At 68.8% G+C, this 15,001-nt stretch carries 16 protein-coding genes; 13 read left to right on the plus strand and 3 right to left on the minus strand.

The genetic code is table 11. The annotated features are described in order from the left end of the window. The gene (gene hemC / locus LI337_RS14510) at positions 1–1,191 is read right to left on the minus strand and encodes a hydroxymethylbilane synthase (RefSeq protein WP_227230601.1); all 1,191 of its coding nucleotides are present in this window, start codon (positions 1,189–1,191) and stop codon (positions 1–3) included. A gap of 279 nt (positions 1,192–1,470) precedes the next feature. Between hemC and LI337_RS14515 the strand changes: the two genes are divergently transcribed. The 9 genes from LI337_RS14515 to LI337_RS14555 are packed head-to-tail and all read left to right on the plus strand — an operon-like array spanning position 1,471 to position 9,492. Beyond that, a complete protein-coding gene (locus tag LI337_RS14515; protein WP_227230602.1) occupies positions 1,471–2,511 on the plus strand; it encodes a monovalent cation/H+ antiporter subunit E in 1,041 nt (346 codons plus the stop codon). Then, positions 2,511–2,786 carry a cation:proton antiporter gene (locus tag LI337_RS14520; RefSeq protein ID WP_227230603.1) on the plus strand — a complete coding sequence of 92 codons (276 nt, stop codon included), beginning with the start codon at positions 2,511–2,513 and terminating at the stop codon, positions 2,784–2,786. The genes LI337_RS14515 and LI337_RS14520 overlap by 1 nt, the downstream gene beginning before the upstream one ends. After that, positions 2,786–3,106, plus strand: a complete 321-nt coding sequence (gene mnhG / locus LI337_RS14525; protein ID WP_227230604.1) for a monovalent cation/H(+) antiporter subunit G — start codon at positions 2,786–2,788, stop codon at positions 3,104–3,106. Before LI337_RS14520 ends, mnhG begins: the two co-directional genes overlap by 1 nt. A gap of 20 nt (positions 3,107–3,126) precedes the next feature. Further along, a complete protein-coding gene (locus LI337_RS14530) occupies positions 3,127–3,639 on the plus strand; it encodes a DUF4040 domain-containing protein (RefSeq protein WP_380700223.1) in 513 nt (170 codons plus the stop codon). Next, positions 3,636–4,106 carry an MnhB domain-containing protein gene (locus LI337_RS14535; RefSeq protein ID WP_227230606.1) on the plus strand — a complete coding sequence of 157 codons (471 nt, stop codon included), beginning with the start codon at positions 3,636–3,638 and terminating at the stop codon, positions 4,104–4,106. Before LI337_RS14530 ends, LI337_RS14535 begins: the two co-directional genes overlap by 4 nt. Beyond that, positions 4,103–4,459 carry a cation:proton antiporter subunit C gene (locus tag LI337_RS14540; protein WP_227230607.1) on the plus strand — a complete coding sequence of 119 codons (357 nt, stop codon included), beginning with the start codon at positions 4,103–4,105 and terminating at the stop codon, positions 4,457–4,459. The genes LI337_RS14535 and LI337_RS14540 overlap by 4 nt, the downstream gene beginning before the upstream one ends. Continuing rightward, on the plus strand, positions 4,452–5,966 hold the full coding sequence (locus tag LI337_RS14545; RefSeq protein WP_227230608.1) for a monovalent cation/H+ antiporter subunit D family protein: 1,515 nt from the start codon (positions 4,452–4,454) through the stop codon (positions 5,964–5,966). The genes LI337_RS14540 and LI337_RS14545 overlap by 8 nt, the downstream gene beginning before the upstream one ends. After that, positions 5,963–7,732: a cation:proton antiporter gene (locus LI337_RS14550; protein WP_227230609.1), complete on the plus strand. Its 1,770-nt coding sequence runs from the start codon at positions 5,963–5,965 to the stop codon at positions 7,730–7,732. The genes LI337_RS14545 and LI337_RS14550 overlap by 4 nt, the downstream gene beginning before the upstream one ends. Continuing rightward, positions 7,732–9,492, plus strand: a complete 1,761-nt coding sequence (locus tag LI337_RS14555; protein WP_227230610.1) for a Na(+)/H(+) antiporter subunit D — start codon at positions 7,732–7,734, stop codon at positions 9,490–9,492. Before LI337_RS14550 ends, LI337_RS14555 begins: the two co-directional genes overlap by 1 nt. A gap of 4 nt (positions 9,493–9,496) precedes the next feature. Here LI337_RS14555 and LI337_RS14560 read toward each other — a convergent pair whose 3' ends face one another. Further along, positions 9,497–11,500 carry a MutS-related protein gene (locus LI337_RS14560; RefSeq protein ID WP_227230611.1) on the minus strand — a complete coding sequence of 668 codons (2,004 nt, stop codon included), beginning with the start codon at positions 11,498–11,500 and terminating at the stop codon, positions 9,497–9,499. Positions 11,501–11,631: 131 nt separating this feature from the next. On the opposite strand from LI337_RS14560, the gene larE reads away from it, so the two are divergent. Continuing rightward, the gene (gene larE / locus LI337_RS14565) at positions 11,632–12,501 is read left to right on the plus strand and encodes an ATP-dependent sacrificial sulfur transferase LarE (RefSeq protein WP_227230612.1); all 870 of its coding nucleotides are present in this window, start codon (positions 11,632–11,634) and stop codon (positions 12,499–12,501) included. 428 nt (positions 12,502–12,929) lie between these two features. On the opposite strand, the gene LI337_RS14570 is transcribed toward larE, so the two are convergent. After that, positions 12,930–13,520 (minus strand): GNAT family N-acetyltransferase, encoded by a 591-nt coding sequence (locus LI337_RS14570; protein WP_227230613.1) that lies wholly within the window; start codon positions 13,518–13,520, stop codon positions 12,930–12,932. A 108-nt stretch (positions 13,521–13,628) separates the two neighbouring features. Between LI337_RS14570 and LI337_RS14575 the strand changes: the two genes are divergently transcribed. From LI337_RS14575 to LI337_RS14585, 3 genes are all read left to right on the plus strand, one after another. Continuing rightward, the gene (locus LI337_RS14575; protein ID WP_227230614.1) at positions 13,629–14,120 is read left to right on the plus strand and encodes a cytochrome b N-terminal domain-containing protein; all 492 of its coding nucleotides are present in this window, start codon (positions 13,629–13,631) and stop codon (positions 14,118–14,120) included. Between the two features lie 166 nt (positions 14,121–14,286). After that, positions 14,287–14,634, plus strand: a complete 348-nt coding sequence (locus LI337_RS14580; RefSeq protein ID WP_227230615.1) for a DUF7344 domain-containing protein — start codon at positions 14,287–14,289, stop codon at positions 14,632–14,634. 90 nt (positions 14,635–14,724) lie between these two features. After that, positions 14,725–14,994 (plus strand): hypothetical protein, encoded by a 270-nt coding sequence (locus tag LI337_RS14585; protein ID WP_227230616.1) that lies wholly within the window; start codon positions 14,725–14,727, stop codon positions 14,992–14,994. The last annotated feature ends 7 nt before the right edge of the window (positions 14,995–15,001 follow it).

The raw sequence follows: 15,001 nt of genomic DNA on the forward strand, positions 1-15,001 counted from the left end.
TCACGCTCCCTCCTCCTCGGTGTCGTCGTCGGGGTCGTCGGTCGTCTCGGTGGTTTCGTCGGCCGTGTCGTCGCGGTCGGAGTCGTCTGTCGTGTCAGCCGTCCCGATGTCCTCGCGTTTCGCGGCCTCGATCAACTCGTCTGCGCCGTCGTCGATCATCTCGCGGGCCAACTCGCGGGCGTCGCGTGCGTGGCGTTCCACGTCGATGTCCCGCGACCGCTCCACCACCTCCTCGCCGTCCCGCGAGAGCACGACCGCCTCGGTGTGGACGTAGCCGCCCTGCAGGACCGCGTGGACACCGACCGGGGCGACACAGCCCCCGCCGAGGGTGTTGAGGACGGTGCGCTCGACCGTCGTCTCGACGCGACTCCGGGGGAAGTCCAGCGCGGACTGGATCGTCTCGACCACCTCGGGGTCGCTGGCGGTGATCGCCAGCGCGCCCTGTCCCGGCGCGGGGACGAACTCCCACGTCCCGAGGCGCTCGTACTCGACGTGGTGCAGGAGACCCGCCCGCTCCAGTCCGGCCTCGGCCATGACGAGGGCGTCGTACTGCACGTCGACGTCCTGTTCGAGCGCGCGCCGCTCCAGTTCGGAGAGCGAGTCGAACCAGTCGTCGATGTCCCGTTCGAACTCGGGGTCGTACGCCTCCTCGCCGGTGTGGCCCTTCGCCTCGCGGTCGTCCTCGACGCGGGCCTCGTGTTCGGCCTGCAGGTCGCCGGCCAGCAGTTTGGCGATGCGGGTGTCGACGTTCCCCCGGATCGGTTCGACCGTCAGGTCCGGGCGCTCACGCAGAATCTGCGCGCCGCGCCGGAGCGATCCGGTGCCGACGACCGCGTCCGGCGGGAGATCACGGAGTTTCGTCCCGTCGGTCGTGACGAGCAGGTCGTTGGGGCTGGCGCGTTCGGGGACGGCGGCGATCACGAGGTCGTCGGGCGAGTCGGTCGGCACGTCCTTCAGGGAGTGGACCGCCGCGTCCACCTCGCCCGAGAGGACCTTCTCGTCGAGACTCCGGACGAACGCGCCGGTCTTGCCGAGTCGGTGGATCAGTTCGTCGGGCAGTTCGTCGCCGGTCGTGGAGACCTCGACGAGGTCCACGTCACGACGGGTCGTGGCGAGTGCCTCCTGTACCGTGGCGGCCTGCCGGAGGGCGAGGTCCGACCCTCTGGTGGCGAGACGAAGTGTGTCGCTCATACCCGACCGTGTGCGACCGGGACGGAAAAGTGAATCAGTTCGACGCGACTCGCGTCGCTCGCCGTCTGCTCCGTCTCACTCCGCCCCGTTCTCGGTCGTCGCCGCCGCCCGACGCACCGCGTTCTGTGCAAACGTCTCGATAGTCGCGCTGTCGAGGGCCGTCTGCGGGGTGGTGCCGGTGCAAAAGAAACTGCTTAACAGGTTCGGGCGAAAACCCCACCACATGCTCAACCCAGGGACACCTGTTCCGCCGAGGAAACTCGCCGAGAGGTGTCTTTCGTGACTGGCGCTCGACTCCTCGTCCCCGTCACGGACACGGGGACGCTCCGCAGTACGGTCGAGTACGCCGTTCGCCAGGCGACCGAACACGCCGCCGAGACCGGTGAGTCGGCGACGGTCCACTTCGTCTATCCCGTCTCCGAACGACTGACCTTCGAGACGGAGACCGACGAGACGCGGCGCGCACAGACACTCCTCGACCAGGTGAGCGTCTGGGCGGACGAGGACCGTGGCGACGACGAGACGGCGGTGACGTTCGAGACGGCGCTGATCGGCACGCGCGAGTTCCTGTTCAGCCCCAGCGACTACGCGGACATCTTCGTCGAGTACGCCCGCGAGCACGACCTCGACCTCGTCGTGTTCGACCCCGGATTCAGTCCCCTCGGCACGACGCCGCTCCTGCCCCCGATCGAGAACGGGGTCCGCCGGGCCGGCATCGAGGTTCAGGACGCGCCGGTCCAGCGAGAACGCCGGGGGTCGCGGCTCGTCCGACGCGGGACGATCGTGCAGTACTTCGCACTGTTCGCCGCGTCGTTCGGCTTCTATCTGCTCCTGGCTGGCTCTCTCGCGCCCTTCGAACTCGCGACGGGCGTGATCAGCGCGGGCGTCGTGGCGACGGCACTCTGGGGCATCTCGCTCACGCGGCCCGTCGATCCGATCCGGGGCGGCAAGCAACTCGCCCGGTTCGCCCTGTACGTGCCGTATCTGCTGTTCGAGATCGCGAAGGCCAACTTCGAGGTCGCCTACGTCGTCCTCCACCCCGACCTGCCGATCGACCCGGAGATGGTGGAGTTCGACGCGGCGGTGTGGTCGACGCTCCCGGTCACGACGCTCGCCAACAGCATCACCCTCACGCCGGGCACGCTGACCGTCGACGTCTCGAAGCGCCACTTCACCGTCCACACGCTCACGGGCGACTCGCGCGAGGAACTGTTCTCCGGTTCGCTCGAACGAGCAGTGCGGTTCCTGTTCTACGGCCGGGCGGCAGCACGCATCCCGAGTCCGCTGGAACGCCGCCAGACCGAGGAGGAAGCGGAGTGATGGCGCTCGTCAACGACATCCTGCTGGGCGCAACTGCGGCGTTCATCCTCGCCTCGCTCGTCGGGGTCTTCCGGATCGTTCGCGGCCCGACGATGCCCGACCGCGTCATCGCGGTCAACATCATCGGCTCGAACGTCGTCATCGTCATCGCGCTCCTGGCCGCCGCCATCGGCGAACCGGGGGCGCTCGACATCGCGCTCGTGTACGCACTGTTGAACTTCCTGTTGAGCATCGCCATCTCGAAGTTCACCGTCGAACGCGGGGGGGTGCTCTGATGACGCCGCGCGAGATCGCCGTGCTGGTGCTCGCCATCGGCGGCGTCTTCTTCGCTGTCGTCGCCGTCGTCGGCCTCGTCCGACTCCCCGACCTCTACACGCGGGCACACAGTACCTCGAAGAGCGAGACGCTGGGGGCCGTCCTGATGCTCGCGGCGGTCGCCATCGCGTTCGAGGGCAACCTGTCGACGGTGAAGACGATCCTGCTCCTGGTGTTCATGTTCCTCACGAACCCGACTGCCGCACACGCCATCGTCCGCGCGGCGGCAGACCAGGGGATCGAACCCTGGACCACCGACACGGAGGGGGACGACTCGTGACCGGAGTCGTCGAGGTCGTCATGCTCGTGTTCGTGGCGAGCTGTGCGTTCGCCACGGCGATGCTCCGGGACGTGCTCGGGTCCATCATCGCGTTCGGCGCGTACAGCCTCGGCATCTCGATCATCTGGGTGTTCCTGCGGGCGCCCGACGTCGGACTCACGGAGGCCGCGGTCGGGGCGGGCGTCATGACCATCCTGTTCCTGGCGACCATCGCGAACACGACGCGTCCGGCCGACGACCGGACCTTCGAACGCGTCGACCCCCGTGCCGCAGTCGTCGCGCTCGCCCTCGTCGCGGTGCTGTCCACGACGCTCGTCGCTCTGCCCCCGGTGGGGGCCGCAGACTCGGCGGTGGTGACCGACGACGTGACGAGATACTACCTGGACAACGCCTACGACGAGACCGGGGTGGAGAACGCCGTGACGGCCGTGCTCGCGGCCTACCGTGGCTTCGACACGCTCGGGGAGGCCACGGTCGTCTACGCGGCCGGCGTCGGTCTCCTGATCGTCCTCAAGAAGGAGGTGTTCAGATGAGTACGAACCCACCCGACGACGAGTCCCGCTCGGCGTACGTCGAGAGTCCGATCATCATGACGACGGTCCGTATCATCACGCCGTTCGTCTTCACCTTCGGCCTGTTCGTCATGTTCCACGGCGCGGGCTCCTCTGGCGGCGGCTTCCAGGGCGGCGTCATCGTCGGGACCGTCGTGTTCATGCTCGCCGTCGCGTTCGGCACCGAGTCGACTCGCGTCTGGGCCGGCCCGAAACTCCTCATCGCGCTGATCAGCCTCGGCGTCTTCGCGTTCCTGCTCATCGGTCTCGGCTCGGTGGTGCTCGGCGGTGGCTTCCTGGAGTACGACGTGTACGGCATCAAGGACGCCTCGAAGTACGGCATCGAGGCCGTCGAACTGGCCATCGGCCTCGTCGTCTCGGGGACCGTAACCGGGCTCTTTTTCGTCATCGTCTCTGGCATACAGGACAACGTGAGTGATACACAGTGATCGAGTTCTTCGCCGCGCGGGTCTACTATCTCGTGTCGTTCCTGCTTTTGGGGGTCGGCACGTACATGATGATCGGGAGTCCGAACCTCGTGAAGAAGGTCATCGGGATGAACGTCTTCCAGACGGGGATCTTCCTGTTCTTCATCGTCATCGCGTTCGTCGAGGGCGCGAGCCCGCCGCTGCTCACGGCACCAGCGCCCTACGTGAGTCCGCTCCCGCACGTGTTGATCCTCACCGCCATCGTCGTCGGCGTGAGCCTCACGGCCGTCGCACTCGGGCTCATCGTCCGGATATACGACGAGTACGGCACCCTGAACGAGGAGGCTATCCAGAAGGTGGTCGGCGATGACTGACCTCCCCGCACTCCTCGTCGCGGCCCCGCTCGTGGGCTCCGTCGTGGTGATGCTCGCCGGCCTCGTTCGCTCTGAGAGCGGCTGGCCCGTCGCGGCCGTGGCGAGCCTCGTCCAGACAGGCATCGCCGCCGCGCTCGCCGTCCGTGCGTTCGGTCCCGACCCGGTACGCTACGTCGTCGGCGGGTTCGACGCGCCGTTCGGCATCGAACTCGTCGTCGACGGGGTGTCCGCGACGATGGCCGTGCTGGTGGCCGTCGTCGCGCTCGGCGTCCTCGGGTACGCTCGCGCCGCGGGGCCGCGGTCGAACGCCTTCTACGCGACGTACCTCCTGCTCGTCGCCGGCCTGTCCGGGATGAGCGTCACCGGGGACGTGTTCAACATGTACGTCTTCTTAGAGATCACGGGACTGGCCGCGTACGCGCTGGTCGCCAGCGGCGAGGGCGGCCGGTCCGCCCGCGCCGCGCTCAAGTACCTCCTCGTCGGCACCATCGGTGCCTCGCTGTTCCTCCTGGGCATCGGCTTCGCGTACGTCGCGACGGGGACGCTCAACATGGCCGACCTCTCGACACAGCTCGCGGCAGTCGGCTACGCGTCGCCACTGGTCCAGGCGTCGTTCGGCCTCCTCGTCGTCGGCCTGTTCGTCAAGATCGCCGTCTTCCCGGTCCACACGTGGCAGCCGGCCGCCTACGCCGGTGCGCCCGACTCGGTGAGCGCGCTCATCTCCGCGCTCGTCTCGACGATCGCGGCCTACGCGCTGATTCGGCTCGTCTTCACGGTGTTCACCGTCGACTTCCTCCTCACGAACGCCTTCGCACAGACCGTGCTGATCGCCGGCGCGATCGTGAGCATCGTCGTCGGCAGCGTGCTCGCGGTCGCCCAGCAGGAGGTCAAGCGGATGCTCGCCTACTCGTCGGTCTCGCAGTTCGGCCTGGTCGTCGGTGCCATCGCGGTCGCCAACGGGACGGCGCTGACGGGGGCGGTCATCCACCTCGTCGGCCACGCCATCATGAAGGGCGGGCTGTTCCTCACGAGCGGCCTCGTCGCCAGCGCGACCGGTGCCCGGACGGTCGACGACTACCGCGGCCTCGCCGAGCGCTTCTCGGCGGGAGCGGCGGTGTTCGGCGTGCTCGCGCTCGCCATGGTCGGCGTCCCGCCGGCGATCGGGTTCGTCGGCAAGTGGTACATCGCGCTCGGGGCCGTCGAGGCCGGGTCGTGGCCGCTCGCCGTCGTCATCCTCGGGAGTACGCTGCTGACGCTGGCGTACTTCGCTCGCATCATCGAACGGATGTTCTTCCGTGAACCGGCCACGGACACCACGACCGACACGCCGCTCGTCACCGACGGCGAAGGCTCCGAGGCCGGAGGCTCCGACGCCGACCCGTCGGTCGTCTCTGTCGGGATGCAGACGACGGTCCTGCTGGCGGCCGTGCTCGCGATCGTCCTCGGCGTCGCCGCCTTCGAGTACGGACAGCTCCTCGAACCAACAATCGAACGTCTCCTCGCATGACCGAAGTAGACTCACTCAGACCGCTCGTCGCAGTGCTCGTCTCGGCTGCCGCCATCGTCCCGATTCTCCTGTCGGGGAGTCGACCGAACCTCCGCGAGGGGTGGACCCTCCTCGCGGCCGTGACGGGACTCGGGATCGTCGCCAGCATGGTCCCGGGCGTCCTCGCGGGGACGGTCTACGTGACCGACCTCGGCACGTTCGTCCCGGGCGTGGCGTTCACGCTCACCGCCGACCCGCTCGGTATCCTCTTTGCGCTGCTGGCGAGTCTGCTGTGGGTCGTGGCCAGTTTCTACAGCATCGGCTACATGCGCGGGCTGGACGAACACGACCAGACCCGCTACTTCGCGGCGTTCGCGGGCAGTATCTCCGCGGCGGTCGGGGTCGCCTTCGCCGCCAACCTGCTCGTCCTGTTCGTCTTCTACGAACTGCTGACGGTGGCGACCTACCCGCTCGTCGCTCACGACGAGACCGACGAGGCGCGGGCGGCCGGGCGGAAGTACCTCGCGTACACCTTCGGCGGTGGCGTCGCGGTGTTCGCCGGTGCGATTCTGGTGTTCTGGGCGACGGGGACGACGGCGTTCACGGCCGGCGGCATCGCCGCGCTGGCCGGGAGCGACCCCGTCGTCGCCCGCGCCGCCTTCGGCCTGCTGGTCGCCGGCTTCGGCGTCAAGGCCGCGCTCATGCCGCTGCACTCGTGGCTCCCCGACGCGATGGTCGCGCCGACGCCCGTCTCGGGGCTGCTCCACGCGGTCGCGGTCGTCAAGTCGGGCGTGTTCGGCATCGCCCGCGTCGTGCTCGACGTGTACGGGCCCGACCTGACCGGCGCGCTCGGCGTCGGCGTCGCGCTGGCGGCCGTCGCGGCGTTCACGCTGGTCGTCGCGAGTGTCATCGCGCTCCGGCAGGACAACCTCAAGCGACGCCTCGCGTTCTCGACGGTGAGCCAACTGTCGTACATCGTCCTCGGACTGGCCGTGCTCCACCCGGTGTCGCTCGTCGGCGGCCTCCTGCACATCCCGGCACACGCGTTCATGAAGCTCACCCTGTTCTTCTGTGCCGGGGCGCTCCACGTCGAGACCCACACCGACGACATCTCGAACATGGCGGGCATCGGCAAGCGGATGCCCCTGACGATGTCGGCGTTCGGCGTGGCGGCGCTGGGGATGGCCGGCATCCCACTCGTCGCCGGGTTCGTCAGCAAGTACTTCCTGCTCATCGGCACCATCTCGGCCGGGCAGGTCGTGTTCACGGTCGCGCTGCTCGTCTCGGGCGTCCTCAACATCGCGTACTTCTGGCCGGTCGTCTACACCGCGTTCTTCGAGTCGCCGGGGGAGGCCGACGAGAAACCCGTCGTCGAGCACCCCCTCGGCGGCTGGTTCGGGACCCACGACGCCGCGACCGACGGCGGGCGAGAGACCGGCGACGCGCCGGCCGACACCGGTGCCGAGTCGGCCGACGCCCGGAGTGACACCGACAGCGGTGCCGGCGCGGTGGAACGCGACGACCACGGCTACGCGGAGAGCCACGAGGGGCAGGGCCCCATCGACGACCAGGAGGCCGCCGCCCAGATCCACCCCGAACACGGCCACGACGCCTCCCCGGCGTGGGAACACCGTCGCTGGACCGGTGAGGAGTCGACGTGGTTCATGCTGGGGCCGATCCTGTTCGCGATGGCGGGCTCGCTCGTGCTCGGTGTCGTCCCCGACACCGCCGTCTTCCTGCGAATCGTGCGTCTCGTCGTCGAGAACGTGACGGGGGTGGTCGTCTGATGGTCGACCCACTCGTCCCACCGTTCGTGCCGGTCCTGCTCGCGGCCGTGCTCCTCCCGTTCCTCGGGCGGCGCGCGGGCCACGTGCTGGGTATCCTCGCCACGGCCGTCGTCGTCCCGTACGTCTGGCTCTCGCCGAGCGGCCAGCATCTCGGCGTCAAACTGTTCGGCTTCGACGCCGTGCTCTACAACGTCGACCCGTTCTCGACGCTGATGGGGCTGATCTTCGGGTTCATCGGCGCGGTCGCCGTGCTCTACTCGTGGTACTCCGAGGCGTCGACGCTCCAGACCGCCTTCGCCCTCTCGTACGTCGGGACCAGCCTCGGGGCCGTCTTCGGCGGCGACTGGCTGTCGCTCATCTTCTTCTGGGAGCTGATGGCCGTCACCAGTTCGCTACTCGTCTGGCACTACGGCGGGCGGGCGGTCCGGGCGGGCTTCCGGTACGCGCTGCTCCACGGTATCGGTGGGACGCTCCTGCTGGGGGCCGTCGTCTGGCACTACGTCGAGGTCGGCTCCTTCCTGTTCTCTGCTGCCCCCGGCGGGATGGCCGGCGCGGTCGCGCCCGTCCTCGCCGCGGTCGGTATCGGCGTCAACGTCGGCTTCATCGGTCTCCACGCCTGGCTCCCGGACACGTACCCGCGCCCGCACGTCGCCGCGAGCGTCTTCCTGTGTGTGTTCACGACGAAGACCGGCGTCTACGGGATGTACCGGGCGTTCCCCGAGGGCAACGTCGCCATCGCGTACATGGGCGGCCTGATGGCCGTCTTCGGCGCGACCTACGCGCTGTTCCAGAACGACATGCGTCGGCTGCTGTCGTACCACATCCAGTCACAGGTCGGCTACATGGTCGCCGGCGTCGGCATCGGCACGGCACTCGGGCAGGCCGGGGCGATGGCCCACGTGTTCAACCACATCCTCTACAAGGCACTGCTGTTCATGACCGCCGGCGTCATCGTCTACCGGACCGGGAAAGAGAGCCTGAAGAAACTCGGCGGTCTCGGCCGCGAGATGCCCGTGACGGCGGGCGCGTTCACCGTCGCCGCACTCTCCATCGCCGGCTTCCCGCTGTTCAACGGCTTCGTCAGCAAGGGTATCGTCATCTCGGCGAGTCACTACGACTTCCCGGCGGGGCCCGCCGCAGTCGGTGACTTCCACACCCTCGAACTGCTGTTGCTCCTCGGCGGTGTCGGCACCTTCCTCTCGTTCATCAAGTTCGGCTACTACGCGTTCCTCCACGGCGAGTACGACGGCAGTGTTTCTGACGCCAACCGCGGGCAGATGGTCGCGATGGTGTCGGTCGCCGCGCTGTGTGTCTTCTACGGCATCTTCGACGGCGCGCTGTTCGGCATCCTGCCGTTCGACGTGACCGACGGGAGCGTCGTCTCGGAGGTGTACGTGACGTACACGGTCGACCACATCGTCGAAGGCGTCGTGCTGGCCGCGATCGGACTCGTCGGCTTCGTCCTCATCAAGTCGCCGCTGGCGTCGGCCGGGCGGCTCCCGGACGTCGACAGACTGTACAACCCGGCCGCACTGTACGGGACGCGTGCGGTCGTCGTCGGCGTCACGGAGCTGTACGCCCTCGTCGACCGCACGACCGTGGCGACCACGGCACTCGCCGGCGACGTCGTCCGGAACCCGCGGGCGACACTGGAGCGGGTCACGGGTCGGGACCGTGTCAGCCTCCGGGCCGACATGGGGACGAGCGTCGCGCTCGTCACGCTCGTCATTCTGGGCGTGCTGGCACTGCTGTTCGTCTGACGACTCAGAACTTCTCCAGGAGCCGTCCGTAGAAGTCGGCGTCACCCTCGCCGGCCAGTTTCTCCACGATCAACTCCGGCGTCGACCGCGAGAGGTGGTTCTTCACCGGCGACCGGTTCACCCGCAGTTCGCCGTCGACCAGGCCCTTCGCCTCGATGCCGTCGACGGCCACGTCGAAGTCCGCCGACTCCCGTATCTCGCCGGCGAGGTGAGAGACGAACACCGCCGTCGCGCCCTGTCTGTCGAGTGCCTCCAGAATCCCGGCGATGATCTTCGCCGAGGCTCCCGGCTCGGTGATCGACTCCAACTCGTCGACCAACACCAGTCGCCCGGCCGCGCCGTCCGTCAGGGCGGCGAAGTCCCGGAGCGTGCTCTCGAAGGCCCCCGCGTCCAGCGTCCCCTGGCTCTTGGCGTAGTAGTGTAGCTCCGAGACGCGGCTCAGTTCGACGGACTCTGCGGGGACCGGCAGTCCGGCGTGTGCGAGGACGGTCACGAGCGCCACCAGATCGAGCGTCGAGGTCTTCCCCCCGGAGTTGACCCCCGACAGGAGCGTGACCCCCTCGACCGCGTAGTCCACTGGTTCGACGTCCTCGAAGTCGACGTCCAGCAGTGGCGACCGCCCGCCCTCGATGTGGAAGCCGCCCGTCGCGTTTGTTTCGTCCGTCTCGTCGCCGGGTTCTGCGAACGTCGGCAGCGTGCAGTCGAAGTCGTCGGCGAAGCGCGCGACGGCCAGTTCCACGTCCAGTTCCAGCGCGTCCCGGACCAGCGTCTCGACCGGCTCCCGGAGGTCGGAGAGCGTCTCGGCGGCCTCGGCTTTCAGTCGCCCGGCGCGCTGGTCGCGGGCGGCCTGTAGCTCCGTCCGGAGCCGCGAGACGGCCTCGTCGTTGCGCTCCATCGGGAAGGTCGGCTCCCCGCCGAACACGCGCTCTGCGAGGTCGGTCTCGCCCTCCCGGAGACGGAGGCTGTCGCACAACTGCTGGCGCGCCACGCGCATCGCCTCGTCGAAGTCGTCCGACAGCTCTCGACCGAGCAGCGAGTCCACGCGGGCACCCTGCTCCACGAGAGAGAGGAAGTCGGTCCCCTCGATGGTCACGTCGCGTTCCCGGAGCGCGTCCCGCAGGTGGTCGTTCGCGGCCGACTCGGCGGTCGAGACGGCGGTGTCGAGGTCGTCGACCGCGTCGGTCAGTCGATCCAGTTCCGCGTCGCCGACGAGTTCACCGTCATCGTCCACACGGGCGAGTCCCTCGCGCAGACGCTCGGGGTCACAGGGTGACTCCATCCCGCTCGCGTCGTGGACCGCCAGTGCGGCCTCGATGCGCTCGCGGTTCCGGGCGAAGAAGGCCAGCACGCGCTCGGGGACGATCTCGTCGGGCGTCTCGAAGGCGTCGGGGCGCACCTGCACGTCGCCCTCCACGTCGATGCCGGCGAACGACTCGTCGAGGACGACCACGGTCGCGTACGACCGGGCGAGTTCGGCCACGTCGCGGGCGTCTTCGACGATCTCGGCCGACAGCTCCGGAATCCGATCGCGCGCCTCGGCGTAGCGTTCGGCGTCGGTCGTCGCCAGACAGCGCTCCCGGACGCGGAAGTCGGGAGCCGGTTCGAGGGGTTCGACGCCGGAGAGGGCGTCGAGCACCGCGGGGTTCGGGTCACGGCCCATCGCCTCGCGGGAGAACGCGCGAGCCTCCTCGATCCTGCTCGCCGCGGAACTCGGGAAGAACGTCTCCAGTCGCTTCTCGGCGTAGTCGGTGACGGTCCGGGCCTGCAGGAGACCGAGCGCGTCGCGGTAGATCTCGCGGGCGCGGTCGGTGGCGAGGAAGCGCGCGTCGTCGCCGTGTTCCCGGCGGATCGCGCCGCGTGCGACGACCGCCGCGCGGCCCTCGCTGATCCCCGGCGCGCGGGCGAGTTCGACCACGTCGCCGCGCCGGAGTGCGTCCTCGGGGCCGTCCAGTGCGGCGAGCGCTTCGGCCGTCTTCTCGCCGACGCCCGGCACGTCCGTCAGTTCCATTCGGTCTGTGTTCCGGCGGGCCGGGGCAAAAACCTTCCCGGCGTGGGGCCGGGTGTCGGGAGTTCCCCTCGTTCACCCGGTGGGTCTGCCGAAGCCAACGTGCTTTTGCCCGGCGACGGCGAAACGCGGCCATGTCTCTCGACGCGAAACTGGACGCGCTCCGGGCGGACCTGGCCGACCGGGACGGCGTCCTGATCGCCTTCTCCGGCGGCGTCGACTCCTCGGTCGTCGCCACGCTGGCCCACGAGGTACTCGGCGACGACGCGGTGGCCTGCACCGCCAAGAGCGAGACGCTCCCGGCCGCCGAACTGGACGACGCCCGCCGCGTCGCCGAGGAGATCGGCATCCGGCACGAGATCGTCTCCTTCTCCGAGTTGGACAACCCGGACTTCGCCGTCAACGACGACGACCGGTGTTACCACTGCCGGACGATGCGCCTCGGCAAGATGTACGAGACGGCCCGCGACCTGGGCATCGAGACGGTCTGTGACGGGACGAACGCCTCCGATCCCGGGGAGGGCCACCGCCCCGGTCTCCGGGCGGTCGAAGAGTTGGAGGTCGCCTCGCCGCTGCTCCGCCACGACGTCACGAAGGCCGAGGTCCGCGAAATCGCCGACAGATTCGATCTCTCGGTCGCCGACAAACCCTCGATGGCGTGTCTCTCCTCGCGGATCCCGACCGGGATGGAGGTGACCGAGGAGAAACTCACTCGCGTCGAGAAGGCCGAGCGACTCCTCCGGACGTGGGGCTTCGAGCAGTTCCGGGTCCGGGACCACGACGGCCTGGCCCGGATCGAGGTCGGAGAAGACGAACTGGCCCGCGCGCTCGACACCGACTTCGTGCAGGCGGCCCGCGAGCACTTCGACGACCTGGGCTTCGACCACGTCACACTGGACCTCCACGGCTACCGCACCGGGAGCGTGAGTCCGGCAGACGAGGAGAGTGAGGACGACGAACCCCTCGTCGAGGACGTGTTCGCGCAGGACTACCCCGGGCAGTAAGACGGCGAGTACCACGCGAGCCACGCGATTTTCGGCGGCACACTCACCAGTCAGACGGGCGGGCGCGAGTTCATCTCGCGCCGACGGTTGCAGGTAGGCACGCACGCTGAACCCGACTGGTCCACCGGGTGTTGCACGATTGGTCACGCAATCGCCGGGTGGGACTGAAAGGGGCCGGCGTCTCGACCCCGCCCCGACGCACCAAGCAGAGCGAGAGCGAAGCTCTCGCCAGCAGTCGGGCGACTCCCGTGTCGCCCGACAACACTGGACTGAGCGAGAGCGCGGAGCGAAGCGACGCGCTCTCGTGAAGGAAGCGCGCAGGAAGTCGCGGCGGGTCGAGACGCCGGGGGCTTTCACCTCTCGCTGTCCGCGACCGATTCGACCCAGTTCCCGCCGACCGACTCAACACCAGCTATCCCGTCACCGACTTACAGTTCTTTCTCGAAGTGAACCAGTTCGTACGCGCCAGCCGAAGACCGATCCACCACACGATAGCCTTCACTCGGGTAGAACTCGACGGCCGCCGCCTGCCGACTCGCGGTCGTCGCCAGCACCAGCCCGAACCCCGCGTCCCGCGCTCGGTCTTCCAGCGCGTGCAGGATCACCCGGCCGTAGCCCCGGCACTGGTGTGTCGGGGCGACTCGCATCCGGTGGAGTTCGACCGCGCCGCCGACCGACCGCTCCTCTGCGCGGCCCGCCTCGGTCGGCACGAACCCGCCCATCGCGACCAGCCGACCGTCGAACGTCTCGGGCGGTCGGCGGTCGGACGCCCCGGTCTCACCGGTCGGCGAATCTGCCGGGATCACGCCGACGAGGAACGCGCCGCCGGTGTCGAGATACGCCGCCTCGACCCGGCGCAGGTCGTCCGTGCCCGGCACGTCCGCCGGGTCGGTGCCGGCGTCCGACAGCGCCCACTCGTGGAGCGTCCAGACCGCCTCCGCGTCCCGCGCGTCGTACGCCCGGAGCGTGAGTTCCGGATGGCTGTCGGTGTCGGAGCCGCCGCGTCTGCTGTCGGTCACGGTCCAGCAGAGGGTCGGCCGAGACAAGAAGCTCCCGACGCTCTCTCTGTAATCGACTGCCAGACAGCCGAAACGCTCTTTCGGCCGACGTGCCGACAGTCGATCCGGATGCCAAGCCCCGACTCCGACGACACGCCCTCCCTCCTCCCGACACTCGCAGTCGCACTCGTCGCCCTCGTCGTCGGCGGCGACCTCCTGCTCCTCGCGCTCCCCGCTCCCGACGCTCTCCGACACCTGCTCGTCGGGAGCGCGGTCCTCGCGGGCGTGCTGGTCGTCGCCGTCGGTGTCCGACGCTCCCCGACCGCCGGTGTCGCGGCACTGCTCGTGCTCCCGCCGGTCGGCGTCTACGCGTACACCGGTCTCCTGCTCCCGTGGACACGACTGTCCTTCTGGGTCGGGCAGACACTCGTCGAACTGACGCTGACGGTGCCGGTCGTCGGCGGCGTCCTCGCGCAACTGCTGTTCGCCGGCGTCACGCTCTCCCAGGCGACGCTCGAACGCGCCTTCGTGCTCCACTACGCGGTCGTCGCACTCGCCGGTCTCGCGTGCTGTGGGGCGGCGGCACCGACACTCGCGCGCAGACTGGCGCGCGAGAACTGAGCGTGTCGGCGGCCGAGCAGAAAAGTAAGTTTCCCGATATGTCTTCGGCGGACAGATCGGGTCGAGCCCCTTTCCGTCACGCGAAAAACCACTACTCGGATAGTGATATTAGCATAAATTTTCCCTCACTCAAAGTTATGTCCCTCCGGTTCGTCGGACCGTGTGCATGACCGACACGTCGACACTGTTCGAGTTGCTGGCGAGTCGCCAGCGTCGGCGCCTGTTGTTCCTCCTGTGTGATGCCGAGTCGGTCGAGGTTCCGGACGGCCTCCAGTCGCGGAGTGCAGCGGCGATGACGAACGGTGACTCCTCGAAGTCCCCGAACCACACTGTCCCGAGCGACCTCGCGGTCGAACTTCACCACACGCACCTCCCGAAACTCGCGGCGGCCGACCTGATCGAGTGGGATCAGTCCGCCGAGGCCGTCAGACGCGGCCCGGAGTTCGGCGAAGTCGAACCGGCACTCGACACCCTTCGACAGAACGCCCCTGCGTTCCCTTCGGACGTGTTCTGACCTGCTGGCACGACTCGACGCGGCCACTCTCGACAGTCGGGTGTGACAACCGACCACACGGTTATGGCGTCGGACGGCGTACCCGGTGGTATGCCCGACACCAAAGAGGGCAGAGAACGACAGGCCCGACAGGCGGAGCGCCGTCGGATGCGCCGAGACATCGAGGAGGCCCGCGAGCGTCTCGACGAGGACGAACCGCGAGCAGAGGAGAGCGAGGAGGGTGAGGCGGACCTCCTCGCGGACGACGAGACTGCGGCGGCCGCGACCGACGAGACCAGTGCCGGCGACGAGAGCGAAGACACCGAGACGCCAGCAGACGCCGGCGAGTCGGCCGATGCGGACGAGGCGACGACCGACTGACACTCGC

The sequence above is a fragment of the Salinirubrum litoreum genome, assembly GCF_020567425.1.
Taxonomy (GTDB): Archaea; Halobacteriota; Halobacteria; order Halobacteriales; family Haloferacaceae; genus Salinirubrum; species Salinirubrum litoreum.

What these genes read in the sequence shown, in the direction of transcription:
- LI337_RS14550 (WP_227230609.1), top strand. Translation starts at nt 5,963, where the DNA reads ATGACCGAAGTAGACTCACTCAGACCGCTCGTCGCAGTGCTCGTCTCG.
- LI337_RS14535 (WP_227230606.1), top strand. Translation starts at nt 3,636, where the DNA reads ATGAGTACGAACCCACCCGACGACGAGTCCCGCTCGGCGTACGTCGAG.
- LI337_RS14520 (WP_227230603.1), top strand. Translation starts at nt 2,511, where the DNA reads ATGGCGCTCGTCAACGACATCCTGCTGGGCGCAACTGCGGCGTTCATC.
- hemC (WP_227230601.1), bottom strand. Translation starts at nt 1,191, where the DNA reads ATGAGCGACACACTTCGTCTCGCCACCAGAGGGTCGGACCTCGCCCTC.
- LI337_RS14585 (WP_227230616.1), top strand. Translation starts at nt 14,725, where the DNA reads ATGCCCGACACCAAAGAGGGCAGAGAACGACAGGCCCGACAGGCGGAG.
- mnhG (WP_227230604.1), top strand. Translation starts at nt 2,786, where the DNA reads ATGACGCCGCGCGAGATCGCCGTGCTGGTGCTCGCCATCGGCGGCGTC.
- LI337_RS14575 (WP_227230614.1), top strand. Translation starts at nt 13,629, where the DNA reads ATGCCAAGCCCCGACTCCGACGACACGCCCTCCCTCCTCCCGACACTC.
- LI337_RS14580 (WP_227230615.1), top strand. Translation starts at nt 14,287, where the DNA reads ATGACCGACACGTCGACACTGTTCGAGTTGCTGGCGAGTCGCCAGCGT.
- LI337_RS14530 (WP_380700223.1), top strand. Translation starts at nt 3,127, where the DNA reads ATGCTCGTGTTCGTGGCGAGCTGTGCGTTCGCCACGGCGATGCTCCGG.
- LI337_RS14545 (WP_227230608.1), top strand. Translation starts at nt 4,452, where the DNA reads ATGACTGACCTCCCCGCACTCCTCGTCGCGGCCCCGCTCGTGGGCTCC.
- LI337_RS14560 (WP_227230611.1), bottom strand. Translation starts at nt 11,500, where the DNA reads ATGGAACTGACGGACGTGCCGGGCGTCGGCGAGAAGACGGCCGAAGCG.
- larE (WP_227230612.1), top strand. Translation starts at nt 11,632, where the DNA reads ATGTCTCTCGACGCGAAACTGGACGCGCTCCGGGCGGACCTGGCCGAC.
- LI337_RS14555 (WP_227230610.1), top strand. Translation starts at nt 7,732, where the DNA reads ATGGTCGACCCACTCGTCCCACCGTTCGTGCCGGTCCTGCTCGCGGCC.